11 protein-coding genes are annotated in these 13,757 nt (G+C 59.9%); 7 read left to right on the forward strand and 4 right to left on the reverse strand.

Annotation, left to right across the window (positions count from 1 at the left end):
- Positions 1 to 81: 81 nt before the first annotated feature.
- A complete protein-coding gene (locus FH08_RS0129050; RefSeq protein ID WP_031361720.1) occupies positions 82 to 1,515 on the reverse strand; it encodes a PLP-dependent aminotransferase family protein in 1,434 nt (477 codons plus the stop codon).
- A 180-nt stretch (positions 1,516 to 1,695) separates the two neighbouring features.
- On the opposite strand from FH08_RS0129050, the gene FH08_RS0129055 reads away from it, so the two are divergent.
- The 7 genes from FH08_RS0129055 to FH08_RS0129085 all read left to right on the forward strand — a co-directional run bounded on the left by FH08_RS0129055 (position 1,696) and on the right by FH08_RS0129085 (position 9,928).
- On the forward strand, positions 1,696 to 2,133 hold the full coding sequence (locus tag FH08_RS0129055) for a MarR family winged helix-turn-helix transcriptional regulator (protein WP_031361721.1): 438 nt from the start codon (positions 1,696 to 1,698) through the stop codon (positions 2,131 to 2,133).
- A 68-nt stretch (positions 2,134 to 2,201) separates the two neighbouring features.
- The gene (locus tag FH08_RS0129060) at positions 2,202 to 3,707 is read left to right on the forward strand and encodes an efflux transporter outer membrane subunit (protein ID WP_031361722.1); all 1,506 of its coding nucleotides are present in this window, start codon (positions 2,202 to 2,204) and stop codon (positions 3,705 to 3,707) included.
- 35 nt (positions 3,708 to 3,742) lie between these two features.
- A complete protein-coding gene (locus FH08_RS0129065; protein ID WP_031361723.1) occupies positions 3,743 to 5,002 on the forward strand; it encodes an HlyD family efflux transporter periplasmic adaptor subunit in 1,260 nt (419 codons plus the stop codon).
- 59 nt (positions 5,003 to 5,061) lie between these two features.
- On the forward strand, positions 5,062 to 6,624 hold the full coding sequence (locus FH08_RS0129070; protein WP_031361724.1) for a DHA2 family efflux MFS transporter permease subunit: 1,563 nt from the start codon (positions 5,062 to 5,064) through the stop codon (positions 6,622 to 6,624).
- A gap of 228 nt (positions 6,625 to 6,852) precedes the next feature.
- Positions 6,853 to 8,358: a xylulokinase gene (locus FH08_RS0129075; protein ID WP_031361725.1), complete on the forward strand. Its 1,506-nt coding sequence runs from the start codon at positions 6,853 to 6,855 to the stop codon at positions 8,356 to 8,358.
- Positions 8,355 to 9,029 carry an HAD family hydrolase gene (locus tag FH08_RS0129080; protein WP_031361726.1) on the forward strand — a complete coding sequence of 225 codons (675 nt, stop codon included), beginning with the start codon at positions 8,355 to 8,357 and terminating at the stop codon, positions 9,027 to 9,029. The genes FH08_RS0129075 and FH08_RS0129080 overlap by 4 nt, the downstream gene beginning before the upstream one ends.
- Positions 9,030 to 9,157: 128 nt before the next feature.
- A complete protein-coding gene (locus tag FH08_RS0129085; RefSeq protein WP_035567374.1) occupies positions 9,158 to 9,928 on the forward strand; it encodes an SDR family NAD(P)-dependent oxidoreductase in 771 nt (256 codons plus the stop codon).
- Between the two features lie 116 nt (positions 9,929 to 10,044).
- Here the strand turns inward: FH08_RS0129085 and FH08_RS0129090 are convergent, their stop codons facing one another.
- The 3 genes from FH08_RS0129090 to FH08_RS0129100 all read right to left on the reverse strand — a co-directional run bounded on the left by FH08_RS0129090 (position 10,045) and on the right by FH08_RS0129100 (position 13,755).
- Positions 10,045 to 11,244 carry a porin gene (locus tag FH08_RS0129090; protein WP_326928985.1) on the reverse strand — a complete coding sequence of 400 codons (1,200 nt, stop codon included), beginning with the start codon at positions 11,242 to 11,244 and terminating at the stop codon, positions 10,045 to 10,047.
- A 487-nt stretch (positions 11,245 to 11,731) separates the two neighbouring features.
- Positions 11,732 to 12,589, reverse strand: a complete 858-nt coding sequence (locus tag FH08_RS0129095; RefSeq protein ID WP_031361729.1) for an SIS domain-containing protein — start codon at positions 12,587 to 12,589, stop codon at positions 11,732 to 11,734.
- Positions 12,590 to 12,756: 167 nt separating this feature from the next.
- The gene (locus FH08_RS0129100; protein WP_081889603.1) at positions 12,757 to 13,755 is read right to left on the reverse strand and encodes an ABC transporter permease; all 999 of its coding nucleotides are present in this window, start codon (positions 13,753 to 13,755) and stop codon (positions 12,757 to 12,759) included.
- Positions 13,756 to 13,757: the final 2 nt, after the last annotated feature.

Raw genomic sequence — 13,757 nt, forward strand, 5'->3', positions numbered from 1 at the left:
TTTTTTTTTTTCAAACAAGAAGACTACAAACGAGATAGGGGCCCTTCTCGTGGGCGGGGAGATGTGTAAAAGACACAGGCCCTAACCCATCTCCAAAACCCGCACCCGCATCTTCTTCGCGGCGCCCCCGTCCGTGCCCGACTCGACCCCGCCATAGCCGAAGATCAGCCCCTCCTGCGTGGGCTGGTTCATGTAGAACGCCGAGATCCCATACAAGCCAATAGACGCATCAAGAGCGCCGCCGCTGAGGTGCTTCTCCTTCAACGATCCCTTCAATCGTGCTGTCATATGAATTCCCGCCGCAGGAATCAGTGGCTCGAACCATTCCGCAAGTTCGTTTTGCAGCGACGAAACAAGCGTTCTCCGCCTATCCTCATAGTGCTTGTGCATCCGTCGCAAATGCTTGGCGAAGTCGCCGTCAAGCATGAATTTGGCCAGCGCGGCTTGCGTCAGCGAGCAGCTATGCCAGTCACTTATCTGTTTGGCTTTCTGTATGGCCTCATTCAACGACGCCGGCGGTACGACATAACCCACCCGCAACTCCGGAAAGATCGTCTTTGAAAACGTGCCGACATAAGCCACCAGACCGGCACGGTCGAGACTCTTGAGCGGTTCCACCGGCCGGCCTTCGAAACGGAACTCGCCGTCATAGTCGTCTTCAATAATGACCGCACCCTGGCGCTGCGCCCACTCGAGCAGCGCCACGCGACGCTCGAGACTCATCGGCATGCCGAGTGGAAACTGATGCGACGGTGTCACATAGACAAGCCGCGCTTTCTTGGGCAATTGCTCGACAATCAAACCTTGGTCGTCAACGGGCACGCCGACTATCTTCGCGCCCGCCGCCACGAATGCCGCACGCGCAGGCGGATATCCCGGTTCCTCAACCGCGACCACTTCGCCGGGACGGAGCACCACGCGTGCAATAAGATCGATCGCCTGCTGCGCGCCTTGCGTGACAATTACGTCCTGCCAGTTGCTTGCCACGGCGCGGCTAAAGGACAAGTAACGCGATACGGCGAGACGCAATTCCTGTTCACCGGCCGGGTCGCGATACTGTCCGCGGCCACGTGCCTGCAATCGCACCGCATGATTGATGCAGCGACGCCAGGTGTCGAAGGGGAACAGGCGCTTGTCAGTCACGCCGCCTAAAAAATCAAACAGGTAGGGCACGTCGTGCCTGGGCATCGAAAGCTGAACGGGCATCGACGACCAGATCGCCTGCATCCTTGCCTGATGCTTCGTTGCGTCGGCGGGATGCGTCGGAACACGGATCAATCCATCAGCCACGAACGTGCCGTCGCCGGGACGCGAACGAAGATACCCTTCGGAGGTGAGGCGCTCGAAGACATCAAGCGTTGTCTTGCGCGAGACGCCAAGTTGCGTGGCCAGGTCTCGCGTGGAGGGCAGGCGTTCGCCCGCCACCAGCCGACCTTCGACAATACCGCTGCGCAACTGGCGGTAAATCTGTCCGCTCAAGTCGTCGCGGCCGCGAATGGTTACGTAGATTTCCATCGAACCGGTATCCTCAAGTATGACCAATGCAAGGATTCTGACATGCCAGTGCGATCGTTGACCGTCGAACGTTCGACCCTCGATTTTTACAATCTGCTGACGCCACGACTCTTTGTATTAAATCAATCTTGACAGTATCTGACTTGTCAAATAATATGCTGTTCATCAACGGAGGCAGCGATGAACCACTATGGCAAGCAAAACTATCGTCCGACTCAAAGCATCGGTTTCATGATCAACAAAGCGCGCAACATTCTGACAGTCGAAATGGATGCCGCACTGAAGGACCTGGATATCTCCAGTCAGCAGATGGGTATCCTGATGTCCCTGGCGCTTGGTGAGGCCGCAACGCCGTTCGAGTTGTCGAAGGCGCTGGGGATCGATACCGGCCTGATGACGCGCATGCTCGACAAGCTGGAAGCGAAGGAATTGCTGCAGCGCTCGCGCAGCCTGGAAGATCGCCGTGTCGTTGACCTTACGTTGACGAAAAAGGGTGCGGAGGTCGCCGCCCAGGTTCCAGAAGTGGCACCGAATGTGTTGAACGCGCACCTGAAGAATTTCAACAAGGCCGAGTTCGAAGAATTGCGCCGCCTGCTTCGCAAATTTCTTGATGAGTAGGTAAGCCGAGCAAGTAAGCCAAATAAGCCAGCCGCTTTTTTTTGTCCAATTATCTGACAGATCAGAAAATGAAATCACAGTTAAATCGGAAATCGATCGGTTCGAGAGCATTGACCGTGGGTGTATCGGTGATGTTCGCAGCGGTGCTGTCGGCGTGCGCGAACTATGCAGGCATTCACAGCGACCAGCAGATGGCCCAGCCGCAATCGTACGAGACGACCCAAAGCATTCCGTCTGAGAGCGGTCATTGGCCGGCAGCCGGTTGGGCCGATCAATTCGGCGACGCGCAGTTGAAAGCGCTGATTGCAGAAGCATTGAAGAACAGCCCAACCCTTGATCAGGCGCGTGCCCGGGTTGCTTCGGCCAATGCTTATAGCGAGACGGCGAAGGCCAACACAATGCCCAAGGTGGGCGCGGACTATTCGCTGACCCGCAAGCAATACTCCGGCGACGCGCTCGTGCCGCCTCCTTACGCGGGTTCGTGGCAGACTGAAAACACGCTGCTTGCCAGCGCTTCGTACGACCTCGATCTGTGGGGCAAGAATCGTGAAGCGCTGAAGGCGGCGGTGTCTCAAACACAGGCAAGCGAAGCGGATGCTGAAGTCGTGAAGCTGACGCTGACTACATCAATTGCCCGCGCTTATAACCAGCTTGCGCGGCTTTACGACCAGCGCGATATCGCCGTCAAGGAAGTCGCCCAACGCGATCAGATTGAACGTATTGCAGCGGGCCGGATCGCGACCGGGCTGGACACGGAAGTCGAGCGCAAGACGGCGCAAGCGAACGTCGCGACAAGTCATGCATCCCTGAGCGCGCTCGATGGCCAGATTCTCACGACGCGCTATCAGATCGCCGCATTGCTTGGGGCAGGCCCGGATCGCGGCTTGACGATCCAGCGCCCGACGCTTGGCGTGGGGGACCAGGTGCTGCTCCCCGACAACCTGCCGGCCGATCTCGTCAGCCGCCGGCCCGACCTGGTGGCGGCACGCTGGCGCGTGGACGCCCTCACGCATGATGTGAAAGAAGCGAAGGCGGAGTTTTATCCGGACATCAATCTGAGTGCATCGATTGGCCTGGACGCATTCGGCTTTGGCCGCTTGCTGACGGCCGCGAGCAGGACCGCTTCAGCCGGTCCCGCGATTCACTTGCCGATCTTCGATGCCGGCGCATTGCGCGCTCAACTCAAAGGCCGTTACGCCGATTTCGATTATGCGGTTGCGACCTATGACCAGACGCTTGTCACCGCGCTCAGCGATGTCGCGACGCAACTCGCACAGATCCGCTCGACGGATGCACAACTCGTCGATGCAGAAACCGCGCAGGACGCCGCGCATCGCGCCGATGAACTCGCGATCATCCAGTACAAGGGCGGCCTCACCAATCAACTGACCGTACTCAACGCCGACACGAACGCGTTGTCAGCCGACCAGACCGTGGTCGATCTGAAAATGAACCGCCGTGACCAGCAGATCGCACTCGCTGCGGCGCTCGGCGGCGGTTATGTGGACACAAGCGTCGACACCAGCACGGACGCCAGCACACCTTCGTCTTCACAATCTGTTGCCGCGCGCTGAGCCGGCACGCCACGGACCCGTCAGGAGAATTAGAAATGAGCGATACCATCCAGTCCGACCGCGCGGCGGTGGACTCAAACGCAGCAGCCAAGGGTGCTTTACCCCAAGAGGCCGCACCGCGCACGAAACGCAAGCTGCTGCTTTCCTTGCTCGGCGCAGCAATCGTCGTCTCGGCCGCAGCCTACGGTGCGTATTACTACACCGATGCTCGCTTCTACCAGGCGACGGACGACGCCTATGTAAGCGGCAATCTGGTGCAACTCACGCCGCAAGTCAGTGGTACGGTGGTCGCGGTGAACGCTGACGATACGCAGATCGTCAAGGCCGGTGACCCGGTCGTGACGCTGGATCCAGCCGATGCAAGAATCGCACTCGGCAATGCGGAAGCGACGCTTGGCCGGACCGTGCGGGAAGTGAGCAGCCTCTACGTCAACAATGACTTTTATGCGGCGGGCATCGCTCAACGCGAGTCGGATCTCGCCCGCGCCAACTCGGATCTGCAACGCCGTCAGGCTGTGGAGAACACCGGGGCGGTGTCTGCCGAAGATGTGTCGCATGCGCGCGATGCCGTCAAAAGCGCGCAAGCCTCACTCGACGCCATACGCCAGCAAGCCGTAGCGAACCACGTGCTCACTGACCGCACTTCAATCGAACAACACCCTGACGTCCAGGCTGCTGCAAGCAAGCTTCGCGATGCTTACCTGAGCTATGCCCGTAACACCTTGCCCGCGCCGGTGACGGGTTACGTTGCACGCCGTTCGGTGCAGGTCGGGCAGCGGGTCGCTCCGGGTACACCGCTGATGGCGATCGTGCCGCTCGACGGTGTCTGGGTCGACGCCAACTTCAAGGAAGGGCAATTGCGGCGCATGAGGATCGGTCAGCCTGTCACGTTGACCGCCGATGTGTATGGTTCGAGCGTCAAGTATCACGGCCGCGTGGTGGGCTTTTCCGCAGGCACGGGCAGCGCGTTTGCCGTGCTGCCGCCTCAGAACGCGACAGGCAACTGGATCAAGGTCGTGCAACGCTTGCCGGCACGTATCCAGCTTGACCCGCGTGAGCTTGAACAACATCCGCTGCGCATCGGCTTGTCGATGGACGTCGAGGTCGAAACGCGTGACGAATCCGGTACGCAACTGGCAGCCGCAACCAACACGTCCTATAAGACCGATGTATTCGAGCAATACGGCGCGCAAGCGGATGCGGAGATCGCCAAGGTGATCGCCGACAATATGCCGATAGCCGCTCCCAAGACTGTGGCGAAGCGCGATCAAGCCGAACTCCATCGCGCCGGTTAAACGCATTTTTTTAAACAAATATCTGACAAGTCAGATTAAATGTGTCCTTGGGAGCATCCATGAATACGTCGTCTCAGTCCGGCGCGCTCGCGCCACTCACCGGTGGGAAGTTGGCGCTTGCCACCCTTGCCGTTGCACTTGCCACGTTCATGAACGTGCTGGATTCGTCGATTGCGAATGTGGCGATCCCGACCATCTCGGGCAACCTGGGCGTCTCGGTCGATGAAGGCACATGGGTCATTACCCTGTTCGCCGCCGCCAACGCCATTTCGATCCCGCTGACCGGCTGGCTCACGCAACGGGTCGGGCAGATAAAGTTGTTCGTGTGGGCGATCCTGTTGTTCGTGGTGTCTTCATGGTTGTGCGGCCTCGCGCCCAACCTTCCCGTGCTACTTGGCGCGCGGATCCTGCAAGGCGCGGTAGCCGGTCCGCTGATCCCGCTCTCGCAGGCCATCCTGCTCGGTTCATATCCGAAGGAAAAGAGCTCGCACGCGCTGGCGCTGTGGGCCATGACCGCGACGGTAGGCCCGATCGTCGGACCGGCGCTGGGTGGCTGGATCACCGATAGCTACTCGTGGTCCTGGATCTTCTACATCAACATTCCGGTCGGCCTGTTTGCCGCCGGCGTGACGTGGGCAATCTATCGGACGCGCGAAACACCGGTGAAGCGGATCCCCATCGACAAAGTGGGCCTGATCTCGTTGATCGCGTGGGTCGGCTCGTTGCAGATCATGCTCGATAAAGGCAAGGACCTCGACTGGTTCACCTCGCCGGTGATTGTCGCGTTGGGGCTCTTCGCGTTGATCAGCTTCGTGTTTTTCATGATCTGGGAGTTGACGGAAAAAAATCCGATCATCAATCTGCGGCTCTTCAAGGGACGTAATTTCCTGGGGGGAACCGTCGCGATTTCAGTCGCGTATGCGCTCTTCTTTTCGAACCTCGTGATCTTGCCGACGTGGATGCAGCAGTACCTGAACTATCGTTCCGTCGATGCCGGTCTTGCTACCGCCCCGCTGGGTATCTTTGCTGTGCTGCTGACGCCGGTGATGGCCAAGATCATGCCGAAGAGCGATGCACGGGTGCTTGCCACGCTCGCTTTTCTCGGTTTTGCCGGCGTGTTTTTCATGCGTTCGTTCTACACAACGGGCGTCGATACCTGGACCCTGGTCCTTCCGACCTTGCTGCAAGGCGTTCCCACTGCGCTGTTTTTCGTGCCGCTGACGGCGATCATTTTGTCCGGCTTGCCGGCGGACAAAATACCCGCTGCCGCAGGGCTGTCAAATTTCACGCGGGTCTTCGCGGGCGCTGTTGGAACGTCGCTCGTGAGTACCGGCTGGAACGACCGGACGATCCTGCATCATGCTCAACTGGCTGAACAAACGAGTGTCAATAGTCCGAACTTCGTCGCGAGTATCGCTGCATTGCAGAGCACGCTTGGAGGAAGCGCGGCGCAAGCGATGACGTTCTTCGAATCGTCGCTCAATACGCAAGCCGCCATGCTTGGACTGAACGATATCTTCTGGCTTTCGGCGGTCATTTTCATCGCGATCATCCCGCTTATCTGGATCACCAAGCCGAGCAAGGATGGTGCGGCAGCGGCCGCGGGAGCAGGGGGGCACTAGGTTTGAAGCCGATGGAGTCGATGCTCAATAAAGTTAGCAAAAAGAACGATAATGTCAGCGGATGGAAGCTGAATTATCAATATAGCGCTGGTAATCAGGGTTGTCTTGATTTGACATGAGCAAAAAACGTAGTCAAAATAACGTTAATAAGACATGGACGCAATCACTCGTGTGCCGGCCCAGCGAGTTTTTGCTTGCTCGTTCAGGCAGTACCTGAGGATTCGAGTAATGGAGACGTTTTACCTTGCCATCGACGTTGGCACGGGCAGCGCCCGCGCTGCCCTGGTCAATTCGCATGGCGTCATAGTGAGTATTGCTGCCCGCGAACACGAGCAGATCGTGCCGCGCTACGGCTGGTCCGAACAGCGGCCGGCCGACTGGTGGCAGGGCGTCGCCGGTGCGATTCAAGAGGTCCTTGGCGGCACGCCCCATGCCGCCGAAAACATCGCGGCTATTTGCGCATGTGGCCAGATGCACGGCACGGTTCTCATCGATGCAGACGGTCAGCTCACTCGCGAGACCGCACCGCTGTGGAACGACAAACGCACGCTTGCGCAAGTCGCAGCCTTCCGGGCGAGCCACGCAGGAGCATCGTATCTGGCGATGACGGCCAACCCGGCTACACCCGCATGGCCCGGCTTCAAACTGCAATGGCTCAAGCAGAACGAAGCCGATGCATACGAACGTGCGGCAACGGTGTTCATGCCGAAGGACTACATCAACTTCCGGCTGACAGGCGAGCGCGCCTGGGACTGGAGCGATGCATCAACCAGTTTCCTGATGGATCCGGCAACGCGGTCATGGTCGCAGCCCATGCTCGACACACTCGGTCTCGACGGCAGCAAGCTTCCTCCCATCCGCTCGCCGCAGGAGATACTGGGCACGGTGACCACTGAAGCGGCTCAGGCAACCGGCCTGCGCGAAGGTACGCCGGTATTGGTCGGTGGTGCGGACTACGCGCTTTCGATGCTGGGCTCAGGCGTGCATGGGCCCGGTCTTGGCTCGGATATCACCGGTACGTCGTCGATCATAACGGTGATCGCGGAGTCCCCCATGCTGCACCCGGAAGTCTCGAACATGGTCTCGGCGGAAGGGCTCTGGGGAAGGTTCATGCTGCTCGATTCGGGCGGCGACGCAGTGCGCTGGGCGCGTCGTGCGTTTCATGAAAACACCCTTGGCTACGAAGCTGTTGCGCAGAAAGCTGCCGACGCCCCCGTCGGTTCTGAAGGCCTGTTCTTCCTCCCTTATCTGACCGGTGAAAGGCTCGGCGAGCATTCGAATTCGCGCGCGCAGTTCTTCGGCGTCGGAGCCAGGCATGGGGCAGCGCATTTGCATCGCGCGGTGTTGGAAGGGGTCGCGTTCGGCGTGCGGCGGCACATTGGCGTAATCGAATCGGCGGGTGTTCACATGGAGCGGCTGGTCGCGGCAAGCGGCGGCGCCAAGGCGGCGCTCTGGCTTGAGATCAAGGCAAGCATGTATCGCACGCCGATCCTCGTGCCGGCTCAACTTGAATGCGGCGTGATCGGCTGCGCCATTCTCGCCGCGACCGCACACGGCCAGTTCCCGCGTCTGGGCGATGCCGTCGCGGCGTTCGTCCAGTTTGAACGCGAGGTCTTGCCGGACCCGCGCGCGAGCGACACCTATGATCGGATGATGCCGATCTTCGAGCGGCTCTATGCGAGCTCGCAACAGTTCTACGACGACCTGGATCGTCTCGCCGAGGATCGTGCATGACGCAAGTAATCAAGGCCGTCCTGTGGGACATGGACGGCACGCTCGCCGACAGTGAAGCGCTGCATCTGAGCACGCTGGTCGCCGTGTTGACCCATCATGGAATAGACGCGGGCGACGACCTGCATGCGTCGATATTCGGCAAGACCGGCCGCGAAGTGCACGCGTACTGCTGCGAGCGATTTGGTATCGATTTCGAATACGGCCCATGGTCGATGGCAAGGGCGCGGCACTACCTGTCCGAAGCCCCGAAGATGCAGCCACGACCCGGCGCGCTCAGCGTCTATCACGCGGTGCGCGCAGCGGGAACACGACAAGCGATTGTGTCAAATTCATCGCGCATGTTGCTTGAAGCCGGGCTCCGCGCGCTCGACTTGCAAGACCCGCAACTGGTCTCCATCAGCATCAACGACGTTCGCGTTGGCAAGCCCGATCCCGAGCCGTATGAGCGCGCCGCGTGGCTGCTGCACGTGACACCCGGCGAAGCCATTGTGGTGGAAGACAGCCCGACCGGCGCCCGCGCGGCTATCGCAGCCGGCATGCGGGTGCTTGCATGGCCCGAGCACGAAAGCGCTGCCGGCACTTTTCCCGAGGCCGCGCATATCGTGCGCTCTGAACTTGAACTTGCCGATGCACTCGGCGTTCAACTCCCCCCTCATGGATATGAGCGATGAAGCCACGCTCTAGCCCTTGGCGACGCGTGCATGCCGGGCGGAAGAGGTCATTCACAACGAACCGTATCCCGTCGATCAACCGGTGTGCGGCACGATTCGACAAATAAATCTACAAGCGAGACAAGCTCATGACAGGCGAACTCAAAGGCCCGGAAACAGCAGCCTTCCGTCCCGGCCTTTTCAACGGCAAGACCGTGCTCGTATCGGGCGCTACCAGTGGCATTGGCCTGGCGATCGCGCAGGGTTTTGCAGCACTAGGCGCACAGGTGATCGCAACCGGCAGCTCGACTAACAAGCTCGAAGGGCTGCGAGCGGACGCCGCGCTAAAAGGTATTCGCTTCGAGCAACTGGATGTCCGCGATAACGACGCCATCAAAAGTTTCGTTGCCACGCTGAGCGTGCTCGACGTACTCGTGAATGCGGCCGGCGTGGCGCGTCCGGTCGATGAATACCGTGACGATGTCTTTCGCGAAGTGATCGATGTGAATCTGACCGCAGCCATGCGCCTCGCAATGGCCGCTCGCGACAAACTCGAGCATGCGCGTGGATCAATCGTCAACGTGGCGTCCATGCTGAGCTATATCGCCGATGTGGATGTGCCGGCCTATTGCGCCAGCAAGACCGGCATTCTCGGCTTGACGCGCTCTCTGGCTCACGCGTTCGGGCCGGCAGGGGTACGGGTGAACGCGATTGCGCCGGGCTACCATCGCACCGACATGACTCGCGCGCTATGGGAAGTACCGGCAAGTGCTGCGAAGATAGCTTCGCGCAGCGCGCTCAAGCGCTGGGGCGAAGTGGATGATCTGGTTGGCGCGACGTTGTTCCTGGCATCGCCGGCGTCGGCGTTCATCACGGGCGTGACCTTGCCTGTGGATGGCGGTTATGCAAGCGGCGTGTAAGACTGAAAATCGAGGCGGAAAAAAACGGCCTTCTCTGTCCGGTTGACTTGGGAGAGAGAAGGCCGTGTGCTTCAAGAAACGCGTGGGAGTACAGCCCCCAAGCGTTGAATCAACATTTAGAACTTGTGCGTGATGCCAACAATGGCTGCCAACTGGTGGTTGTTCGACGAGTAGGACGAACCGCTGAAGTCTGCAACAGCTGACTTGCCCGTCGAATCGATGCCCGAAGCGGTTTCGAAGAAGCCGATCGCGTAGAACGACGTACGCTTGGACACTGAGTAGATGGTGCCCAGGTTGAACTGGTTGTACTTGGCGCTGCCAACGCCGTCGGCGCCGCTGTTATGCGTGTAGATGTAGGCGCCGGCCAGCGTAAGCGCCGGGGTCAGCGCGTATTTCACGTTCAGTTCGCCCGAATTGAACGTAGCGGTGCCGCCGTTGTACTTGGTGCCGTAGCTGCCCACTGCATTGACCTGACCCAAGTTCTGGAACTGCGTGTTCGAGTACAGCAGGGCAATCGTTGCCGATCCCAGCACGTACGAACCGCCGGCCGTAATGATCTGCTGCGAGCCTGCCGACGCATAGCCGCCGTAAATGCGGCTCGGCATGTTGTTGTTCGCGCCCGTGGCCGATGACGTCGGCGACGACGAGTTGCCCTGGTTGCCGAACGTCGCGTAGTACGGGTCCTTGGTGAAGTTGTAGCTCGCGCCAACCTTGAGCGGACCGTTGACATACGACACGGCCGCATCGGTGACTTCGTTCCTCGAGAACTGGCCGGCCTGGCCGCCCAGGCTGTACAGGACGCCAACCGTCAGGCCACGGTAGTTCGGGCTCGTGTACTTGAGCGCGTTCTGAATGCGGTTCGACGTATCCACGTTATCCACGTCGCCTGCGCGCGTGCCGTAGCCGAGGCCGGATGCAGCCCAGTCGGCGCCCGATGCGAACGAGGCGGTGGCGTCGTTACTTGCCGAGTACTGGCGGCCCAGCGTCACCGTACCGTACGTATCGCTCTTCAGGCCGACGAAGGCCTTGCGTCCGAACTCCAGGCCGCCCTGGCTCAGCGCGCCGGTGCCGAGCGTATAACCGTTTCCAAGGGTGAAGATCGCCTTGAGGCCGCCGCCCAGGTCTTCAGCGCCCTGCAAGCCCCAGCGCGATGAATTGGCGCTCGAGAAACTGTAGAGCTTTGCGCCCTTGACGTTGTTGTTGAAGAGAATGCCGCCGTCGGCAATGCCGTACAGGGTCACGCTGCTTTGGGCGTGTGCAACGCCGGCAAATGCGCCGAACGCGAGGATGGCAGCGGTGGTCTTTTGGATTTTCATTTTGTTGTGCTTCAGTTGGTAAAAGAAGAAATATCCTATTTGATAGGGTCGTAAAGTCCCACCGATGTTTGATTGTTTGGTTATTCCGTTTCTTTCTAAACCGACATATCAAAAATTCATATGCCCGAAATAATTAGTATCCCAAACCGTCAACCATAGGACCGACCCGATCGCAGGCAGGCGAATCGCCCTGTATCCATCGGTGTGTAAGGATTTAGAAGGGTAGCGAACGACCGGCTCGACGAACCTTAAAGGGGTCCGATTTCATTTTTGTGAAATGATATTTACCTGATCGGGCGCACTCGGTATTCAATCCGCATGCGTATTATTTGAACAACATCTTATTGAAAGGCTGGTAATTTCGGGGGAATTCAGGCTTGTCAGCCTAAGCAGCGCTTTACGCAGAACCTCAAGCGCGCAGCGAGCGCCTCATGCAAAGGCCAGGGAGGCCTTTGTCATTTTATGCAAGCAGCGAGGGGTGCCGCTATCAGATGACGCCGGTCGAGCGCATGTCGGCGAGGCGCTTTTTCATGTCCAGCACGGCGAGCGTATGAGCATCGCCTTTGCGCAGCGCGACGCTGGTCGAGAGGATATCGATAATGACAAGCGCCGCGAGCCGCGACGTGGTCGGCGTATAGACATCCGTATTTTCCAACGTCTCCGCAATCACCGCGACGTCCGAAAAACTTGCCAATGGACTATTCGATCCAGTAATCACAATGACGCTTGCGCCGCGTTCGCGGGCGGTCCGCGCGACCTCGATCAGCGAGCGGGTGGAGCCGGTGTTCGAGATGGCCACGACCGCATCGCCGGGCTTGAGCATGGACGCCGCAATGAACTGCTGGTGCGAATCCTGATGCGCGACGCACGGCACGCCGAAGAGCGGAAATTTCTGCTGCGCGTCCAGCGCGACAATGCCCGACGCGCCAAAGCCGAAGAACTCGATCCTCTTCGCCTTGGCCAGTAAATCCACCGCCCGCCCGATAGCCGCGAAATCCAGTTTCTTGCGCGCCCAGTCGAGGCTCGTGATGGTGTAGTCGAAGATCTTGGTGGCAATGGTCTCCGGGTCATCGCCCTTGGCGAGTACCGAGTGCGTGGCAGGGGCGCCGAGCGCCAGGCTCTGCACCATGCGGATCTTGAAGTCCTTGAAGCCGCTGCAGCCGAGCGTCGCGCAAAAGCGCAGCACGGTCGGTTCGCTGACCTGCGCGTTGCGGGCGAGTTCGGCGAGGTTGATGTCAGGGATCGAGGCCAGGTTTGCAAGGATGTACTCGGCGACTTGCCGGCTGCCGCGGCGAAGGTCCGGACGCGCGCGGTCGATCAGTTCGAGGATGTTGTAATCGGGCACTCGATGTTCCTTCGTTCATTGTCAACAGGGCGCCGCAAGCGGCGCCCCGTGCAGGCGTCAGGCCAGGTTGCCAAGTGTATCGGACTCATGGATCAAGCTGATGGATCAAACCCATGGATCAAACTCATGGATCAGACTCATGGATCAGACTCATGGACCAGACTCACCTAGCGCCGCCAAAAACGGGCGCCACGCTGGGAAAGGACAGCCGCCACGATGATCACGCCCATCACCACTTGCTGATGGTAACCCGGCACGCTGGCGAGGTTCATGATGTTGCCGATCACCCCCAGGATCAGTACGCCCATCAGGGTATTCACCGCACCGCCTTTACCGCCCGCGAGACTCGCGCCGCCAATGACGACCGCGGCAATCACGGTCAGCTCGTCGCCTACGCCGACAGTCGGCGCACCGACCCCGGCACGTGACGTCGAGATGATGCCGGCAAGCGCCGCGAGCAGTCCCGAACTGACATAGGTGCCGAGCACATGGCGCGCGACGGGGACGCCTGAGAGCCGCACGGCTTCCTCGTTCGATCCGATCGCACGGACCACGCGGCCGGCACGAAGCCGGTTCAGCGCAATCCCGCCAGTCACGAATACCAGCAGCATCACGAGCGTCGGTCCCGGTACCCCAAAATACGAGTGACGGCCGAAGTCGAGCAATGCCTGACCCGCATCGTCGACGAGGATAGGCGAGCCGTTGGAGACGATCATTGCCACACCGCGCGCAACGGTCATCATCGCGAGCGTGACGACAAACGGCGTGAGGCGGAACCAGGCGATCAACGCCCCCGATACAAAGCCGCACAGACCACCCACGAGCAGCGTGACGAGCAGGGCGACGCTCAGGCCGTACTGAGGAATGAGCATGGCCGAGACCACGCTGCCAAGCGCCGCGATGGAGCCGACCGACAAGTCGATACCACCGGTCAGCACGACCAGCAGCATGCCCACCGACATGATGCCGACGCCCGCGACCTGACGCGAGATGTTGGACAGGTTCGCCACCGAGAAGAAATCGCTCGATACAAACGACGCGGCGATCACGAGCACGATCAGGATAGCGACCGTGTTGAAGCGGCGCGCGACCGACCACCAATGTCTTGCGTGTGCGTGGCCGGACTGCGCCTGATGCGTTTTCTGAGTGACGGCACTGGGGTTCATGA

The sequence above is a fragment of the Caballeronia sordidicola genome (assembly GCF_000729995.1).
Lineage (GTDB): Bacteria > Pseudomonadota > Gammaproteobacteria > Burkholderiales > Burkholderiaceae > Caballeronia > Caballeronia sordidicola_A.